Source organism: Dyella psychrodurans, assembly GCF_003363265.1.
GTDB classification, from domain to species: Bacteria; Pseudomonadota; Gammaproteobacteria; order Xanthomonadales; family Rhodanobacteraceae; genus Dyella_B; species Dyella_B psychrodurans.
In genome coordinates, this window is sequence record NZ_QRBF01000004.1 from 167,876 (window position 1) to 186,245 (window position 18,370).

The 18,370-nt window shown below is 61.6% G+C and carries 14 protein-coding genes; 6 read left to right on the forward strand and 8 right to left on the reverse strand.

Annotated elements, in window-relative coordinates:
• Positions 1–97: 97 nt before the first annotated feature.
• The 3 genes from DWU99_RS12205 to DWU99_RS12215 all read right to left on the reverse strand — a co-directional run bounded on the left by DWU99_RS12205 (position 98) and on the right by DWU99_RS12215 (position 4,229).
• A complete protein-coding gene (locus tag DWU99_RS12205) occupies positions 98–727 on the reverse strand; it encodes a DUF4124 domain-containing protein (RefSeq protein WP_147292921.1) in 630 nt (209 codons plus the stop codon).
• A 63-nt stretch (positions 728–790) separates the two neighbouring features.
• Positions 791–1,735, reverse strand: coding sequence for a DegV family protein (locus DWU99_RS12210; protein WP_199535785.1), 945 nt, complete (start codon positions 1,733–1,735; stop codon positions 791–793).
• Positions 1,736–1,814: 79 nt separating this feature from the next.
• Positions 1,815–4,229: an acyl-CoA dehydrogenase gene (locus tag DWU99_RS12215; RefSeq protein WP_115478339.1), complete on the reverse strand. Its 2,415-nt coding sequence runs from the start codon at positions 4,227–4,229 to the stop codon at positions 1,815–1,817.
• A gap of 161 nt (positions 4,230–4,390) precedes the next feature.
• Between DWU99_RS12215 and DWU99_RS12220 the strand changes: the two genes are divergently transcribed.
• Positions 4,391–5,179 carry an AMP nucleosidase gene (locus DWU99_RS12220; protein WP_115478340.1) on the forward strand — a complete coding sequence of 263 codons (789 nt, stop codon included), beginning with the start codon at positions 4,391–4,393 and terminating at the stop codon, positions 5,177–5,179.
• A gap of 458 nt (positions 5,180–5,637) precedes the next feature.
• Positions 5,638–8,907 (forward strand): TonB-dependent receptor, encoded by a 3,270-nt coding sequence (locus DWU99_RS12225; protein WP_115478341.1) that lies wholly within the window; start codon positions 5,638–5,640, stop codon positions 8,905–8,907.
• A gap of 89 nt (positions 8,908–8,996) precedes the next feature.
• On the opposite strand, the gene DWU99_RS12230 is transcribed toward DWU99_RS12225, so the two are convergent.
• Positions 8,997–10,562, reverse strand: a complete 1,566-nt coding sequence (locus tag DWU99_RS12230; protein ID WP_115478342.1) for a tetratricopeptide repeat-containing sulfotransferase family protein — start codon at positions 10,560–10,562, stop codon at positions 8,997–8,999.
• Positions 10,563–10,715: 153 nt separating this feature from the next.
• Between DWU99_RS12230 and DWU99_RS12235 the strand changes: the two genes are divergently transcribed.
• The gene (locus DWU99_RS12235) at positions 10,716–11,390 is read left to right on the forward strand and encodes a Fe2+-dependent dioxygenase (protein WP_115478343.1); all 675 of its coding nucleotides are present in this window, start codon (positions 10,716–10,718) and stop codon (positions 11,388–11,390) included.
• A 117-nt stretch (positions 11,391–11,507) separates the two neighbouring features.
• Here DWU99_RS12235 and grxD read toward each other — a convergent pair whose 3' ends face one another.
• The 4 genes from grxD to DWU99_RS12255 form a co-directional block, all read right to left on the reverse strand.
• The gene (gene grxD / locus DWU99_RS12240; RefSeq protein WP_115478344.1) at positions 11,508–12,431 is read right to left on the reverse strand and encodes a Grx4 family monothiol glutaredoxin; all 924 of its coding nucleotides are present in this window, start codon (positions 12,429–12,431) and stop codon (positions 11,508–11,510) included.
• 131 nt (positions 12,432–12,562) lie between these two features.
• The gene (locus DWU99_RS12245) at positions 12,563–13,420 is read right to left on the reverse strand and encodes a UDP-2,3-diacylglucosamine diphosphatase (RefSeq protein ID WP_115478345.1); all 858 of its coding nucleotides are present in this window, start codon (positions 13,418–13,420) and stop codon (positions 12,563–12,565) included.
• Positions 13,421–13,528: 108 nt separating this feature from the next.
• On the reverse strand, positions 13,529–14,128 hold the full coding sequence (locus tag DWU99_RS12250) for an SGNH/GDSL hydrolase family protein (RefSeq protein WP_115478346.1): 600 nt from the start codon (positions 14,126–14,128) through the stop codon (positions 13,529–13,531).
• Between the two features lie 3 nt (positions 14,129–14,131).
• The gene (locus DWU99_RS12255) at positions 14,132–15,379 is read right to left on the reverse strand and encodes an aminotransferase class I/II-fold pyridoxal phosphate-dependent enzyme (protein ID WP_115478347.1); all 1,248 of its coding nucleotides are present in this window, start codon (positions 15,377–15,379) and stop codon (positions 14,132–14,134) included.
• A 147-nt stretch (positions 15,380–15,526) separates the two neighbouring features.
• Between DWU99_RS12255 and rsgA the strand changes: the two genes are divergently transcribed.
• The 3 genes from rsgA to DWU99_RS12270 are packed head-to-tail and all read left to right on the forward strand — an operon-like array spanning position 15,527 to position 18,369.
• Positions 15,527–16,585: a ribosome small subunit-dependent GTPase A gene (rsgA, locus tag DWU99_RS12260; protein ID WP_115478348.1), complete on the forward strand. Its 1,059-nt coding sequence runs from the start codon at positions 15,527–15,529 to the stop codon at positions 16,583–16,585.
• A gap of 36 nt (positions 16,586–16,621) precedes the next feature.
• Positions 16,622–17,098, forward strand: coding sequence for a hypothetical protein (locus tag DWU99_RS12265; protein WP_115478349.1), 477 nt, complete (start codon positions 16,622–16,624; stop codon positions 17,096–17,098).
• On the forward strand, positions 17,095–18,369 hold the full coding sequence (locus tag DWU99_RS12270) for a peptidase MATCAP family protein (protein WP_115478350.1): 1,275 nt from the start codon (positions 17,095–17,097) through the stop codon (positions 18,367–18,369). Before DWU99_RS12265 ends, DWU99_RS12270 begins: the two co-directional genes overlap by 4 nt.
• The last annotated feature ends 1 nt before the right edge of the window (position 18,370 follow it).

An 18,370-nucleotide genomic window follows, 5' to 3' on the forward strand; every position in this document is an offset into this window, starting at 1 on the left:
TTCCACAGCAACTGGGGAAAGGCTGGTGGCAACCCTGTGGAAAACTTTGCGCACGTCTTGCCCGACAAGGTGTTAGATGACATTGCGCAGATTTTGCTCAGCACTGCTGGAGTTGCGCTAGCAGTTCGCTCTCGCGTTGAAGCAGTGGTGGTTGGTCGCTCTTGAAGGTGCGCGACAACTTCTTTTCGTTCTCGTCGTATTCGTCGCGCAAGGTGGTGCAGGTGTCCTGGGGCGTCATGGGCTGACATGTGTCCTGCATCAGGGTGTAGTGGCTGGCGATCATCGCGGCATTGGGTGACACGCGGCCGCCGTAGTTCTGACCGATCGGCGTGGGCACGATGCCCGTCATTGCCAGCGGCGCGTAGTAGGGCTGAGGATTGCCGTTGCTGCTGACGTAGGGCTTGTTGTCGGTGGCACGAATGCAGCGATACATCGGCGCGGGTGGCATCGATGGCGGTTTGGCCGGCGCTGGCGGCGGCGTGGTGGCCATGCGCGGTGTGTCGTCGACCGGCGTGGGCAACGGCGAGGAGACTGGGCCATCGTCCTGGAGCTGCATGGTCTGCTCCCGCTGGCCGTGAGCGCACGGTGTGCCCTGATAGATCACAGAACCGTTGGCCGCGACGCATTTGTAGACCGTGGTCGTATCCGCCACGGCGGGCGCAGGCACGTTCGCCCACGCGAAGAGCAGGACATACACCAGCAACATCAAGGCGCCGAGACGTTTCACGCTGCGATTCTAATCCCCTCGCAGCAGCTCCGGGCCGGGCCACGCAAATAGTGCGAACAGGCCCTAAAACTCGATGTCGTGCTCTTCGGCCGCGAATCCGATGGTGAGGGCACCTTCACCGACATTGACCATGCCGGTAATGCTCATCGGCGCCTGCATCAGCGTGACGCCGCATTCCTGGCATGCCTGGGCCAATTTGTCGTAGCCCGGCAGCTTCGGCAGTTCGGAGAGGTCGCCACCGTAGGCGGTGCACATCACCGGCACCAGCAGGCCTGCCCGCACGCGGTCGGCGGCATAGTTAAAGAGTGTCTCGCAACCATGCTCCCAGCCGCGCACCTTGCCGACCGGGCTGGTGTCGCCACGGTAGCCGCGCAGCAGGGGCTTGATGTCGAGCGTGGAGCCGAGCACGGCACTGAACAGGCCGACGCTGCGGTCTCCCTTTTTCTTGGCGCGCGCGCGAAGGTAGTAGAGATCGCGCGGCAGCATGTAGCCATACGAGTTTTCGGCGATGTAGGCCAGCCTCTCGCGAATCGCCGCGGGCGGCTCGTTGGCCTGCATCAGGCGCGCGGCTTCCACCACGCAAGGGGCGGAACCCGCGAACAGGCTGCGGGTATCCAGCACGCGCATCAGGAAGGGGCCGGTGATGCCGGCCGGCTCGCGCACCTGGCGGTAGTTCTTGAGTACGGCGAAGCTGGCCTTGACCACATGGTCGTAGATGGGGCTGCGGGTTGCCGTGATGGTCAGGCAGAACACGCAGTCGTTTTCCAGCACCAGTTTTTCCAGGAACAGCTTCTGCACGTCTTCCACCGAGCACGGCTCGGTTTCCGCCGAATGGCTGCGGCTGCCCAGCTTCAGATTGAGGAAGCGCTCGATTTCGGCCGGGTTGCGGTCGTCCTTGAAGGTGGCGTTGTCGACCCGCACCGCGATGGGCATGACGGCAATGTTGTGTTGCTGCAGGAAATCCTGGGGCAGATCGCAGGATGCATCGATGGCCAAGCCCATTCGCATGTTGCCGATTCCTCACTTTCGGTCGCGCTTTGAACATAGCACGCAGCTATGTCATGGGATTGTCGCACTGCGCCAAGTTTCAACGCAGTTGGCGGTAGGCTTCAGGATCAAAGTCATCGACTTGTACGACGGCGTCGCGTGCGGCCTGTGCTTCAGCCAGGGCATCGTACTCGGCCTGCGTGATGATGCCGGCGGCCAGGCCGAGTGCGTCGAGCTGGTCCTTCGGCGCACGTTCCAGGCGTCCCTCGCGCATGGCGTCGCGTAGCTTGGTTTCCACCGGGATGGCGCGGACGGCTTTGTCCAGTGCGGCTTCCAGTTCGCCCAGCCCGGGCTCGCCCGGGCCGGGCACGTAGATATCCTGGGTGAGGTTGATGCGCGCCTCGCGGTCTTCCAGGATGGCGCGCGCCGCGCGCTGGCCGAGCGGGTCCGACGGACGCCGCAGGTGCGCGCCGAGCGGAAACACGAGGCATCGTGCAAGGAGCGCCAGCGGTCCGGGCAGGTTGTCCAGTACGCCGCGCAGGGCTTCCTGCGTGCGATAGAGCGCAAGGGTCGCGCTCCAGCGCGCCAGGTCGTAGTTGGAGGCGAACTTGGTTTCGTCGTGATAGCGCTTGAGCGTGGCGGCGGCGAGGTATTGCCAGGCAAGCGCGTCGGCCAGGCGGCCGGAGATTTTCTCGCGCCGCTTGAGCGAACCGCCCAGTGTCGCCATGCACACATCCGAGACAAAGGCGAAAGCCGAAGCGAAACGCGTGAGTTGCTGGTAGTAGCGCTTCAGCTCCGTGTCGATGGGAATGCGTGCCAGCCGGCCCATGGTGAGCCCGAGCAGCAAGGCGCGCACGCCGCGCGTGAAAACGAAGTTGATGTAGCCGAAGGCGGCGACATCGAGCTTGATCAGATCTTTCGCGGCAATCGCATCGATCAGTCGCGGTACCCACGGATGGCAACGAATGGCGCCCTGACCGTAGATGATCATCGAACGTGTAAGGATGTTCGCGCCTTCCACCGTGATGCCGATCGGCACCGCCGTCCACATGCGCGACAGCGCATTGCGCGGACCGCGCTGGATGGCGGCGCCTGCGCGAATATCCATCGCGTCGCTGACGACTTCGCGCATCGCATCGGTGAGATAGGCCTTGGCGACGGAACCAAGTACGGCAGGCCGCTCGCCGGCATCCAGCGCGCCGCAGGTGAGCGTGCGTGTGGCGGTCATTAAATAGGTGAGTCCGGCGATGCGCGCCAGCGGTTCCTCGATGCCTTCGAAACGGCCGATGGGTGTGTCGAATTGCTCGCGCACCGTTGCGTACGCGCCGCAGAGGCGCGTGGACATCTGTGCCGCGCCGATAGCCAGCGCCGGCAGCGAGATCGAGCGGCCGGCCGCCAGCGATTCCATCAACATGCGCCAGCCGTGACCGATCTGTTCGGTGCCGCCGATGATGGCATCCAGCGGGACGAACACATCCTTGCCGACAATCGGACCGTTATTGAACGGCACGCCCATCGGATCATGGTGACGACCGATATCGATGCCTGGCAGATCGCGCGGGATCAATGCGCAGGTAATGCCGCAATCGACGATATCGCTGAGCAGATGGTCGGGATCCTTGAGCTGGAACGCGAGACCGATCAGCGTCGCCACGGGAGCGAGCGTGATGTAGCGCTTGTTCCAGTTCAGGCGAAGGCCCAGCACTTCCTCGCCGTTCCATCTGCCGCGCGTGACGACGCCGGTCGATTGCGTGGCCGCCGCATCCGAACCGGCTTCAGGGCCGGTCAGCGCGAAGCAGGGAATGTCGCGACCGTCCACGAGTCGCGGCAGATAGCGTTGCTTCTGTTCGTCCGTGCCGTAATGCACCAGCAGTTCGCCGGGACCAAGTGAATTAGGCACCATCACCGTGACAGCCGCCGCGATCGATCGACTGGCAACGCGCGTCACCACGCGCGAATGGCCTATCTCTGAGAAACCCAGCCCGCCGAATTGCTCCGGTATCACCATGCCGAAGAAACGTTCGCGCTTGAGGAAATCCCACACTTCGGGCGGCAGGTCGCGGTCCTGTTCAATCTGCCAATCGTCGAGCATCGCGCAAAGACGTTTGACGGGCCCGTCCATGAAGGCCTGTTCTTTTTCGCTAAGCGGCTTGCATTGAAAGTTCGCCAGGTATTTCCAGTCCGGCATGCCGGAAAAAATCTGCGCGTCCCACCACACCGTGCCCGCTTCCAATGCAATGCGCTCCGTGTTGCCGAGCTTCGGCATCACCTTGCCAAGCGCGGGTAACAAGGAGTGTGCGAACAGCACGCGACGCAGCGGTGCGAAACCCATGACGATGGCCAGAAGGATCGAACCGAGCAGCAAAGGCGTGAACAGCATCGGCGTGTCGATGCCGCAGACGTACCAGGTAAGGAACAGCACAGCGAGTGCGCCAGCCCATGCCAGCCATCCGCGACCGGCATACGCAAAACCGAACAACACGATCAAGGCAATGATCCAGCCGCAAGCAAGCATGCTGCTCTCCTTCATCGTTTAGACGATGGTGAAGTGTGCCACTTCAAGGAAACGCGAACACGGAAACGCGTTTTGGCGTCTAAGATAGTCGCACTTGAACGTGGCATCGCGCCGGTATGGCGTCACCGGTCATGCACGGCCGGCTCTAAGGCAGAGTTGCTATGAAAACCAAACACGAGATCGTCACAAACTGGCTGCCGCGCTATACCGGCCTTTCGCTGGAGCAATTCGGTCCGCACATCCTGCTCACCAATTTCGGCCATTACGTCGACCTTTTTGCGGAGTGGCATGGCGTGGAAGTGCAGGGGCGCGATCGCCCCATGCCGAATGCGACCGCCGATGGCATCACCATGATCAACTTCGGCATGGGCAGTCCGAATGCAGCCACGGTCATGGACCTATTGGGTGCCATCCAGCCGAGCGCAACATTGTTTCTCGGCAAATGCGGCGGTGTGAAAAAGAAAAACAAGCTGGGCGATCTGATCTTGCCGATCGCCGCCATCCGCGGAGAAGGCACCAGCAACGATTACCTGCCGCCCGAAGTCCCCGCATTGCCGGCCTTCCAATTGCAGCGCGGTGTTTCCACCATGATTCGCGACCTGGGTCACGACTATTGGACCGGCACGGTCTACACGACCAACCGTCGTGTGTGGGAGCACGACGATACATTCAAGGAATATCTGCGTCGCACGCGTTGCATGGCGGTCGATATGGAAACCGCGACGATCTTCGCGGCGGGATTCGCCAATGGCATTCCCTGCGGGGCACTGTTGCTGGTGTCCGATCAGCCCATGATTCCGGAAGGCGTGAAGACCGAGCTCAGCGACCGCAGCGTGACTACCCAGTATGTCGAGGCGCATATCCGCATCGGCATCGAGGCGTTGAAGCTGGTCCGCCGTAACGGCCGCAGCGTCAAGCACCTGCGCTTCGAGGACGAGCCCGGCGAGTAATCGGCGGGTGAGGGGCCATATCGAGAAGAATGGCTTGTGGCTGGCGCCCTCCTTTGGCCCAGAGAGGAGGGCTCGGCCGACAGGTATCAGTACCACCTCGTAAGTTTTAAGACAGGAAGCCGTTATTTCGTGCCGTGAAATGGCGACTGGTCGACTTCAAATTCACGAAGGTGTCATCGCGGCGTCGCAAGGAATTCACGGGAATCCCAGAATTCGCAATATCTTACTATTAAACGTAAGTTTTTGCCATTGACTTTATGTTATTTGGGCCTTTATGTTCGGCAGAACAAATTGCTAAACGTCGGTTAAGCATTACTTGGCTGCTTAGGCAATTTGGTAGGGGATGGGGAAGATAAATCCGTTGGTAACTTGGTCCGGGCGGTGTCTCAGGGCCGAGGCAGGGATATTGCTGACGGCTTTTTATCTCTTTTGTAATTCTTGCCGCTGGGGAACTTTCAATGAATAACCGTTTGAAGCGAATTAATAATTATCGCCGTAACGCCCTGACCGCCGCGCTGGCGGTGAGCATGGGCTTTACGGGTTACGCCTATGGTCAGGCCACCACGGGTTCCGTGTTTGGTACCGCGCCGGTGTCCGCTGGTGAGACGGTTCGCGTCGTCAACAATCAGACTGGCCTGACCCGCGTCGTAGCGGTCGACAGCGCTGGCCGCTACAGCGCCAATCAGCTGCCGACGGGCGACTACACCGTGTCGCTGATGCAGGGTGGCAACGTGGTGTCTACGCAGGACCATGTGCAGGTAACCGTGCAGGGTGGTACGAACGTGCCGTTTGCCGCTCCTGCGTCGGCCAAGAACGCGCAGAACCTCTCCACCATCACGGTTTCCGCCAACGCGGTGCCTGCGATCGACGTGTCTTCCACCCGTCAGACCCAGGTGATCACCGCGCAGCAGTTGAAGACGCTGCCGATCGCTCACAGCGCTGAAGCCATTGCGCTGCTGGCCCCCGGCGTGAGCGGGGGTGGCTCCAGCCTCGGCACGGGTCCGACCGGTGCGCCGCTGGTTTCGATGGGCGGCAACAGCGTGGTGGAAAACGCTTATTACCTCAACGGTTTCAACACCACCGATCCGATCGGTGGCGCGGGCGGCATTTCGCTGCCTTACTTCGCCATTTCCGAACAGCAGACGATCACCAGCGGTTACGGCCCGGAATACGGTCGTTCGACCGGTGGCGTGATCAGCCAGATCGGCCAGCGCGGTAGTAACCAGTGGCACGCCGGTGTGTACGTGTCCACCCGTCCGGGCTGGGCCGAAAGCGACTACGACAACATCAAATACAGCAACCCGCTGACGCCGGTGGGCACGCTTGGTTATAACGTCAACCCGGCCACCGGTGCTCTTACTTCTGGTCCTTACATGGCGCAGAACCAGGGCGTCACGAACTATCTGCCCGGCTACGGCCAGATCCAGAGGGGCCGCAAGCAGGATAGCGACTGGGAAAATGTGTATGACGCCTACCTCAGCGGCCCGCTGATCAAGGACAAGCTGTTCTTCTTCATCACTGCCGAATGGCAGCACGACAGCAACGATCATGGCACGGCGAACTACGGCATGGTGTCGCCTTCGGGCTACTACGAATCGAGCGCCACGAACAGCCCCAAGCTGTACGGCAAGTTGGACTGGAACATCAACGACAGCAACGTGCTGGAATTGACGGGCGTCAGAAGCCAGCAAAATGAAACCAGCGACAACTTCTATCAGTACAACTACTCGAACCAGTCGGTCGCCAACTACTACTCTCCGGGTGTGCTGTTCAAGAACACCTACAACATCGGTATCCTGAAGTACACCTCCTACATCACCGACGACCTCACGCTTGAACTGATGTACGGTGTGATGGGCGCCGATTACTACAGCAGCTTCGCGGGCGGTCAGGTTTCTCCCGTCACGTTCGGCACCGGGTTTGTTGTGCCGCCGGGTGTTGTCGCTCCGCAGCTGGTTGATACATCCCTTCCCAATCCGAGCCATACCACCAAGACCGAGAATCTGCGCATCGACTTGGATTGGAAGGTCACCGAAAATCACGATCTGAAGTTCGGTATCGACAACGTCCAGTACCGTGACGATAACGACGGCGCCACGACCATTGGTGGCGGCACCTGGAACTACTTCACCGGTACGCCGTCGAGTATCTCTGCTGCGCCGTTCCTCAATGGTGCGGGCAACGTTACGGGCAACTACGTTCAGCAATCCATCGTGCAGACGGACGTCTCGATTGCTTCGCGCGAGAAGGCGCAGTACGTCGAAGACCGCTGGCAGGTCATGCCTAACCTGTTGCTCGACCTCGGTTTGCGCAACGATCAGTTCGTAAACACCGGCCCCGGTGGCGAAGCCTACGTGAAGGAAAACAGCCCGCAGTGGGCGCCGCGCCTTGGCGCCAGCTGGGACGTGTTTGGCGACAGCACGTTCAAGGTCTTCGGTAACGCAGGGCGCTACTATCTCGCGTTGCCGGCGGGTCTGGCCGGACGTAACCCGCAATTCGGTTCCATCAACGGCTCCGTCGTCTATACCTACACGGGGATCTCGTCGAATGGTCAGCCGACCGGGCTGACTGTGGTTCCCGTCGCCAACACGGGTGGTCCGGTGCCAGGCTTCTTCTCGTCGGACGGCGAGAATGGCGGCGCTCACGGCAACATCAAGAACTACGCCTCGACCAACCTCAAGCCGCAGTATCAGGACGAATACGTGCTGGGCATGCAGAAGCAGCTCGGTGACACCGGTCTGGTGTGGGGCGCGCAGGCGACCTGGGAGAAGGCGGGCAATCTCGTCGATGATACCGACGTCCTGTACCAAGGCGGCGTCATTCCGGGTCTGGTCAATCCGGGCAAAACCAACTACATCCCGCAAGCCGGCGGTTACGCCATCTGGAACCCGAACACGGGCGCAGGTCTTGTCTGCAATGGCGCCTTCGGTACAGCACCGGGTAACTGCTCAATGCCGGTACCGTCGCGTAAGTACTACGCGCTGGAGAACTATCTGGAACACAGCTGGGACGGCAAGTGGTACGCCAAGGTCGACTACGTGTTCTCCAAGTCCTACGGCAGCACCGAAGGTCCGACCGACACCCCGATTGGCCAGATCACGAATCAGCGCATCAACGCTGCCTCCGGTTCGACCACGGCACAGTGGGACTTCCCGGACCTGATGGAATACGCCAACGGTGAGCAGGCCAATAGCCATCGCCACACCCTGAAGGCGTTTGGCTCCTATGCCATTACGCCGGAATGGATGGTCAGCGGCACGTACATCATCCAGTCGGGTGCGCCGAACGTCTGCTTGAGCGGTTACGGCAGCGAGATTCTTCCGGACTTGTACAGCGGCCCGTATCAGCACTTCTGCGGTGGCACGCCGGCCAACAATGGCACCAACGTTCAGTTCAATGCGGCCACTGGTCAGTACGTCTTGGTGGGTTCTGGCGGCCAACCGTCTCCTCCGGGCGACAGCGGCCATACGCCATGGACGCATCAGCTGAACCTGGCGTTGACCTATACCCCGCTGTGGGCGAACAAGCACCTGACGTTGCAGTGGGAAATCCACAACGTGTTCAACGAGCAGGCCGCAACCCTTTATTACACCGAATACGCCATCGGCATTGGCCCAGGCCCGAATGGCAACAACCAGGGTACGGGTTATTTGAGCCCGGTCTACCACACCGCGCAGTCGACGGAAACGCCGCGTTACATGGATTTCAACGTGAAGTTCGACTGGTAATAGCGATAGACGATGCACCGGTGCCAGGGAAGGTGCTGGTCATCGGAGCAAAGAAGAAGGCCGCCGGGCAACCGGCGGCCTTCTTCGTTTCAATGATCGAGATACTGAATCAACGGCGCCAGAAAATCCCGATAGTGTGTACTGCGCGCGGTATCGCCGCGTATTGGCTGGCGCACTTGTGCCGCGCTGGCTGTGCTATGCACATCGCGTTGCGTCTGATGCGGCGAGAGGCACGCTGCGTCAAAGGGAAGCTGGCAGAACGCAAGCAGTTGCCGAATCTGCGTTTCAGGCTCTTGCACCAGTTTCTCGTAGGCAAGATCGAACACCTTGCCCGGATGCTTTGCCTGCCAAAAGTCACTGAGACGCCGGTAGTCGTTGTAATAGCCGGCCAGATCCTGCAAGTCATAGCTGAAGAGAGTGCCTTCGCTGAATAACTGGCGGTAACAGGCAAAACAGGTTTCGACCGGGTCGCGATGACAATCGATGATTTTGGCACCCGGCAACATGGCGCGAATCGCACCCACCCATTGCCAGTTCTGCAATCCTTTGTCGGTGGAATAAGTTCGTTTGGCGCGCCAGCGAGCGGTGCGATCAAGATAGCTTTTGCCAAGTCGCGCCCAATCCTCCACGGTGGCGTCGCTCACCCAATGCGGGAAGTTTTTGCCGCGCCGACTCGATTCTTCGTCGAGAACGTTTGAGAGGTCATTGATCTCGTTTGCACCTTCCACGAGCGGGTGCGATGCAAGGATGTGTTCAACCAGCGTCGAGCCGGAACGCGGAAGACTGGCGATGAAAATCACCTCATGACCGAGCGCCGGATCGACCGGTGCAGGTAATGGCATATCGAAAGCAGCGGCGATAGCGTTGGCATGCTCGCGCGCGGCGGCGGCATTCCATGGGTCGATCTGTCGTTTGACGGCATTGGCGTTCCGCAATGCCTCAAACGCACCGGCATAGTCGCGTTGGTCCTCGAGTGCCTTATATAGGCTAAAGCCCAGCAGCGCGCGCGAATCGGGCGAAAGCTGCCGGTTCTCCAAGACCTGTCTGATTTGCTGCGCATCGGCCATCGAGAGTGGTTCGGTTTTCAGGTTCGCCAAACCGTGCCATGCCAGTGCTTCATTGGGTTGCAACGCAAGCACTTTGCGGTATTCGGTCACCGCATCGCGGATGTTGCCTCGTATCGTGAAAATGTCGGCCAACGTGATGCGTGCCGTGATGTGCCGTTCGTCCAGCGTGAGTGCGCGCTTTAAAGCGTCTGTCGCTTCGTCCAGCTGCCACTCCAGCTTCAGCGCCTTGCCTAGATTGAACCAGATGGAGGGTTGTGCGGGTGCGAGTTTGGTGGCGCGGCGCAAGTGAACAAACGCTTCTTCCGTTGCCCCCGAATCGTAAAGGGCGCCTCCGAGATTGGTGAGAATATTCGGGTCATCGGGTCGTTGTTTCGCCGCTTTGCGCATGTACTCGGCTGCGGTGTTGCTGTCCCCCAGCATCTGGCACGCGATGCCATAGAGAAATTGCGCGTTGGCCAAGCCAGGTGCTTCGGTCAGTACGCGTTTCAGAGGTTGTTTGGCTAGATCAGGTTGCCCTTGCGACAAAGCTTTAGCGGCTTCGCCCAACCAGGTTTGTGCTGCAGGAGAGAGGGTGGGGGGCGGCGGCATGAGCAACCTGATCCGAAAAAATATTGGAGCGGATGCCCAGTCTGGCACGTTCTCCGAATGTTAAAGCGCCGCCCGCGAGTCATGGAAGTTCCACTTGCTGGGACGTGCGATTACCATGGGGTGGCGCCATACAACCGTTGAAGGGCCATTCCTTTGATCCACTGCTTTCCCGCCATCCTACACCCCAATGAGCTCGCGGCCATTCAGCCCAAGCTTCAGGTCGCTTCGTTCGTCGACGGGGCGGCCAGCGCCGGCTGGTCTGCGCGAGAAGTAAAGCGGAATTTGCAGATTACGGCGGGTATGCCCGAATACGAGCAGATGGCGCGTATCGTGCGCGAAGCGTTCATGCGCAGCGGCGAATTGCAGACGGCATTGCTGCCGGCAGCGGCGACGGCGGTATTGTTCAACCGCTACGGACAAGGCATGGAATACGGCCCGCATGTCGATTCGCCGATCATGGGCAGCATGAGCAATGCGGTGCGTAGCGACATTGCCATCACCATTTTTCTCTCCGACCCCCGCAGTTACGATGGCGGGGAGTTGTCGGTGCTGATGAATGGCGCCAACAGCCAGTTCAAGCTAGAAGCGGGTTCCGCGATCGCCTATCCCGCCAACACGTTGCATCACGTAACGCCGGTTACCCGCGGTGTCCGCGATGCGGCAATCATCTGGGTGCAAAGTCAGGTACGCGATCCCGCGCAACGAGAAATATTGTGGGATATGGAAAATGCCAAGCACTCGATCTTTACTCGCGAAGGAAAGAGCCCGGCATTCGACTTGATCAGCAAGTCGCGCGCGAATCTGGTCCGCATGTGGGCGGTAACCTGACGCCAACCCATTGCATGGCATCGAGCCATGCAATCACCGTATCAAACAAGTTCGATCAGCGCTGATCTGTGATACGCGCACACCGCATCGGCGCGCGCCGTATCAGTACGCGCCCTATCAATAACGCGGCACGCTAGAGTCAATCTCCGCGGCCCATGCATCCATGCCGCCATCGACGCTGTAGACGTCGCTAAAGCCATGCGCCATGAAGCGCTCGGCGGCAGTGCGGCTGGAAATGCCGTGGTGGCAGATAAAGGCCAGGGCCGTGTCCTTGGGCAAGGCAGCCAGGGCGGCATAGCCTTCCTCTTCCAGCACACGGGCCTGGCGCAGCGGCGGGGCCATCATGCGGCCTTGCGCGGGGCGCACGTCGATCAAGGTGACGTCGCCCTTGGCCAGGCGCTGCTTCAGTTCGTGCACGCTCATCGATTTCAGCTCGACCGAGCCGGGAAATTTCAGGCTAAGGCCCTCGCCCTGCATGGTGGAGACCCAGTCGATCACGATGCCTTTGGCGCGTTGGGCGCTGGCAGGATCGAAATGCACTTCGATGCCGTTGGCGACCACGACGATGTCGTGCTCACTGCCCGGAGCCAGCTGAAAGCCTGCGCTGTGATCCGGGCCGATTTCCAGGTGCAGCGCCATGCCTTGCGCATTGGCCGTGCCTTGGCGGATCGCCTCGGCGGCCTTGTCGGTGATGGTGATTTCCGGCGGCGTACGATCCGGCGGCGTGGCGCCGAACAATTGATGCAGTTCGCCGCTGCCGTACATCTGGCGAATGATGTCGGCGCCGCCGACCAGTTCGCCATCGACATAAAGCTGCGGAATGGTCGGCCAGTTGCCGAAGGCTTTGATGCCCTCGCGGATCTCGGGATCTTCCAGCACGTTGACCGTGTGGTACTCCGGCAGCAGCTCGTTGAGCGTGTTGGTGGCCGCCGCGGAGAAGCCGCACATCGGCTGTTGGCGGGTGCCCTTCATGAACAACACCACGCGGTGGTCTTTGAGCAGGTGTTCGATTCGTTCGCGGGTGGTGGTGTCGAGGGACATGCAAGGGCTCCGGCAAAGAGGGGCATTGTATCCCGTACATATGCAGGCGGCCGAGGCGGGTTCAAGGTTCTGGGAGGTTGGATGACACCTCCCCAGCCCTCCCCCGCACGCAGGGGAGGGGGCAAAAGGCTTCAGGCTGCCGGACGCAGGTCTTCCAGGTCACGCTTGCGATGCGCCAGTGGGGCGAGCGCGAGTGCCGCCGTAGGCGAGGGCAGAACCAGCTCGCGGCTGGCGCGTCCCAGGGCCGTGGGCTGCTCGCTCCAATGGATCAGCTCCATGGAGCCGACCTCGTCCTCGACCAGCGCGGTGCAATGTTCCACCCAGTCGCCATCGTTGAGGTAGACCACGCCGTCGATGGTGCGCACCTGGCCGTAGTGGATGTGGCCGCAGATGTGGCCATCCAAGCCGCGCTCGCGCGCATCGGCGGCCACGCGCTCCTCGTAGGCGCGGATATACGCCAGCGCCTTGCCGATGTGCGATTTCACGATGATGGACAGCGGCAGATACGGCAGCGCCATGCGGCGGCGCCAGGCATTGACGCGGCGGTTGCTCCAGCAGATGAAGCGGTGCATGGCCTCCCCGATATTCAGCATCCAGCTGCGCCCGATCTGCTCCGGATCGTATTCGTCGCCGTGACTGACGCGGTAGCGGCGTCCATCCGCGCCCACGTGGATCGCATCCAGCTCGATGCGTACGCCGCAGATGGATTGCCCGACCATGCCGCGAAACGCCGCGTCATGGTTGCCGGGGATGTAGGTCACTTCCACGCCGCGACGTGCCATGTCCAGCACTTCGGCGATCACGGTGCCGTGGTCCGGATGCCACCAGCGGCGGCGGTTCAGGGATTCAAGGTCGATGATGTCGCCCACGAGATACAGCTTCTGGCACTGCAGATTTCGCAGGAAATCCAGCAAGTAGGCTGCTTTGCAGTCCGGTGTGCCCAAGTGGACGTCGGAAATGAAAACGCTTCGGCAGCGAAGGATGGCCATGGCATCGGTCCCCGGTTGGTTGCCGGGATCACAGTGTCATACCCGAACGTCACCGGGCGATGGCGAAATGGTTGCAGGAAGGTTGCCGTGGCCGCTTTTTTTCGATTTTTAGCGAAGCGTGGCCCGTACCACCGGTTCGATCGCATCCGTCCACAGAGTGTATTGGGCCGAGGAAGGATGCAGGCCGTCCGGCGCGACAAACCACGGATGCGTGCGGGAAATGCCGGTGATATTCACAAATCGGGCGCCCGCCCGGATGGCTTCGTCGCGGGCAATGGCATTGAAGACATCCAGCTCATGCGCGATTTGCGCGAGATTGCGGCCGCTGGCATGGCCGAATGCGGTGACGCCCCAGTCGGGGATGGAGACCACCACGACCCGTTCGGGGCGGTGCCCCGCCAAGGCGATGGCACGCAACAGCAGTGTGTGAAATTGGGTGCGGTATTCACCTGCCGCGCGACCGCGATACTGGTTGTTCACGCCGATCAGCAGGGTGACCAGGTCGTATTCAGACGCAAGATCGGCCTGGTCCATGCCGGCGGACAATTCGTCCGTGGTCCAGCCGGTAACGGCCACGATGCGCGGATCGTCGATCGCCACGCCGTGCTTGCGCAGTTTCTCGACCAGCTGCAGCGGCCATCGCGCATGGACCGGCACATCCTCGCCGATGGTGTAGGAATCGCCGAGGGCGAGGTAGTGCAGCGGCATGGATCAGGCGATCGCGACGGCTGCGCGCGGCGACTGCTCGGCAGCCATCCGAGACAGCACACGCTCCATGCGCACGAACACTTCGCGCAATTGCGATGGTTGCGGCAACAGCGTCAGACGCACATGGCGACTGGTCGGCACATTGAAGCTGGAGCCGGGCACCACGAGCACGGATTCTTCTTCCAGCAAACGCAGCGCGAAAGCATCGTCGCTGAAGTCGGCGATGCGATCGCTGCGAACGCGCGGGAACGCATACAGCGCACCGCCCGGCGTCACCAGGTCCAGATACTGGCTGGCGGCTACACCATCGAGCACCGCCTTGCGTGCTTCGTGCAGGCGACCGCCCGGTGCGGTCAGCGCGCCAATCGTAGGTGTGTCATGCAGGGCTGGGATCACTGCCCACTGCGCCGTGACATTGGCGCACAGTCGTAGCGCAGCCAGCAGCTGCAATGCATCGCGGTATTCGTGCGTGCGTGCCGGATCGCCGGAAAGACTCAGCCAGCCGACGCGGTAACCGCACGCGCGATGCACTTTGCTCAATCCGCCGAAACTGATGCATGGCGTATTGCCGGCGATTTCGGCCAACGGCTGGAAGGTGGTGCCGTCATAGAGAATTTCGTCGTAGATCTCATCGCACAACAGCAGCAGACGATGGCGCGCCGCTATGTCGACGATCTGCTCGAGCAGGGCACGCGGATACACCGCACCGGTGGGATTGTTCGGATTGATCAGCACCAACGCGCGGGTACGCGGCGTGATCAGCGCTTCGATCTCTTCCGGATCGGGCATGTGCCGATGCTCGGCCAGGCAACGGTAGTAACGCGGTACGCCACCGTTGAGGATGGTCGCGGCGCTCCACAGCGGATAGTCGGGACTCGGTAGCAGTACTTCGTCGCCTGGCTGCAATAGCGCGCGCAGACTCAGATCGATCAGCTCGCTGACGCCGTTGCCGATGAAAATGCGCTCGACTTCCACGTGCCGCGCACCGCGTGCGCGCTGCTGTGCCGCGATGGCTTCACGTGCTTCTTCCAGGCCCTGTTCGTGCCCGTAGGCTTCGCTCTCGTGCAGGTGCGCGGCGATGGCCTCGCGCAGGTGATTGGGCACGGAAAAGCCATAACGCGCCGGGTTGCCGATGTTGAGCTTGATGATCGGCTGTCCGGCCGCTTCGAGTTCGCGCGCGCGACGCGTCAGCGCGCCGCGGATTTCGTAGCGCACCTCGGCCAGATGCGCGCTGGGTTTGATCGGGGCCAACGGTGGAATCCTTATTTTCTCTGGCAAAACCCGGCATACCGCCGGTTCGACCTGATGCTAACAGCGTATGGACGTCTCGTGGGAGGCAGCGACGGGCGAGAATCGAGGCAGACGACGGGCAGGGCGCGGGCAGGCATAATCCGACCCATGAGCGATGTACAGACCATCGAACAGCTGCGCCACATCGGTTGGCGCGGCCAGGCACTACCGGCCGACGGACGGCGCGTCGCGCGGGTAGTCGCCCAGCACCGCGCCGGTTACGAACTTCATGACGGCAGCCAGATCTTCGGTGCGCAGCCGGCAGGTCACTTCCTCAAGCGTGGCCTGGACCCCGCCGAGCGCCCCGCCGTCGGCGATTTCGTGGAAGTCGAGCCGGGCAAGCCGCCGCATATCCTGAGCGTGCAGCCTCGCCGTACCGTGCTCTCGCGTGCGGCGGCGGGAGAGCGCTATGAGCGCCAGGTGATCGCCACCAATATCGACTTCGTGCTGGTGCTCACCGGTCTGGACGGCGACTTCAACCCGGCGCGCATCGAGCGTTATCTCTCGCTCACCGAGGGCTCTGGTGCGCAGCCGGTGGTGATCCTGAGCAAGCTGGATCTGCACGATGACGGTACCGCCCGCATCGAAGATCTGCGTGGACGGCTGCCGGCAGGCACACCCATTCACGCCATCAACAGCAAGGACCCGGCCAGCGTTACGCAGCTGGCTGGTTACCTCAGGTCTGGTGACAGCGCTGTGCTGGTGGGCTCGTCAGGTGCGGGCAAATCCACGCTCACCAATACCTTGCTGGGCAGTCAGCACATGGCGACCAGCGCGGTGCGCGGCCATGACAGCCGCGGCCGCCATACCACCACCTATCGCGCCCTGCTTCCGTTGCCGAGCGGCGGCTGCCTGATCGATACCCCGGGCATGCGCGAACTCAAACTCACCGGCGAGGAACATCTGGACCTCTTTGCCGATATCGAAGCGCTGGCCGAAGCGTGCCGTTTCGCCGATTGCGGTCACGGCAGCGAACCTGGCTGCGCGGTGCAAGCCGCGCTGGACGATGGCGAGCTGTCGCCCGAACGCTGGCGCAACTACCTGAAGCTGCGTGACGAGCGCGAAGAACAGGCTGCCATGCTGGAGTCGCGCCTGCGACGCCAGCGCGGTGGGCGACCCGCCACGAAAATGCATGGCCCACGCGGTTCGCGCGAACGGGAATCTTGACGCGACACTTCGTCGCGAGGCATCCACGACATAGACATGCGCCGTCTCTCTTCCCGCTATACGTATTTCTACAAACGGGTTTTTCCGTTGCTGTGGTTTGGCATCCTTACCGTGGTGGCACTGGGGGTGGGGTTGTCGTTGCTAGCCAGCCGGCAATCGGTGCTACCTTTCCTGATCATGCCTATCTTCATGGCGGCGTTGGGTTTCGTGCTGTATCGCAAGCTGATTGCCGATCTGGTCGACGAGGTCTGGTTGGCGGGTGATGTGTTGCTGGTGAAAAACCGCGGCGATGAGATCAGCGTCGGCTTGCGTGACGTGATGAACGTCAATGCCGTCACCATGATGAATCCACGACGGATCACGCTGATGTTGCGCAACGACACGCGATTCGGCCAACACATCAACTTCATGCCGGCGATTCAATCCGCCAGCTTCGTGAGCAGTTTCAAACCCGATCCGATTGCGACCGAGCTCATTGAGCGCGTCGATGCCTTGCGGATGTCAACGCGATGAGTACGCCTGCCGAAACCATTCCTGCCGGTCTGGAGCCCTACGCGGCTCTCGACAAGCGCCTGCTTGCCGCGGTGCGCGGCATCAACATCCTTGCCACGGTCAGCTGGCCGGCCTCGCTGGAAGATCGCATGATCGAGGAGTACGGCCGGGGCCAGTACGCACTGCCGGAGGTCACGTACAAACGCCCGGACCTTTCCGAGGCGCGCAAGGAACTGGAAGCCATTGAAACCGAGGCCGGTGTCAGTGATCCGCTCGGCGACTATCTGCGGCGTACGGCCGAATCCTGGCGTATCGCGGCGGAGATGCTCGAATCGGTAGGTACCGAAGGCGTCACGGCGCCGTCCATCCAGCTTTACGGTCGTCCGGGCGATGCCATTCCGGGCAGTGATCGCAGCAACCTCGATGCCGCGCGTTATTTCGTCGAGCTGTCCGACGAACTGGGCGCGGATATGCACGATGACGACATCACCGCCAACATTCCGGCCGAAACCCTGCGCGCGGACCTGGCCAAGGTGCTGGACGGTTTTTTCGGCGCCGGCATGATCACCGTGGAGGTGGACAACGATCTCACCGCCAAGGCCGCCGCCGGCGCTACGCGCATTCGCCTGCGCGGCGGCACGCGCTTCAGCCAGTACGACCGCCACCAGCTGCTCAATCACGAGGCTTACGTGCATTCGCTGACCGCGCTCAATGGTCGCGCGCAACCGGTGCTGGCCTCGCTGGCGCGTACCTCGCCGCGCGTGACCGCCACGCAGGAAGGTTTGGCCGTGTTTGCGGAGCTGATGTCCGGCGCGATCGATATTTCGCGGCTCAAACGCATCAGCCTGCGCATTCTGGCGATCGACATGGCGCTCAATGGCGCTGATTTCATCGAGGTGTACCGCTTCTTCAATCGCTGCGGGCAAAGCGTCGCGGACAGCTTCCACTCCGCACAGCGCGTGTTCCGCGGCGTTCCGCTCACCGGCGGCGCGGCGTTCGCGAAGGACAACGTCTATCTGTCCGGCCTGCTCGACGTGCACACCTTCTTTCGCTGGGCCTTGAAGGAACGGCGCATGGATCTGTTGCGCTACCTGTTCGCCGGCAAGATGACCCTGCATGACGTGATGAGCATGGAACCGTATTTCACGACCGGCGCCATCGCGCCCCCGCGCTGGTTGCCGCCCTGGATGCAGCATGTGCACGGACTGGCCGGCAAGCTGGCGTTCTCTTTGTTTATCAACCGCATCCGCATGTCCAAGGTGGAGGCGGAATCGCTCTCGGCCGGGGTGTAAC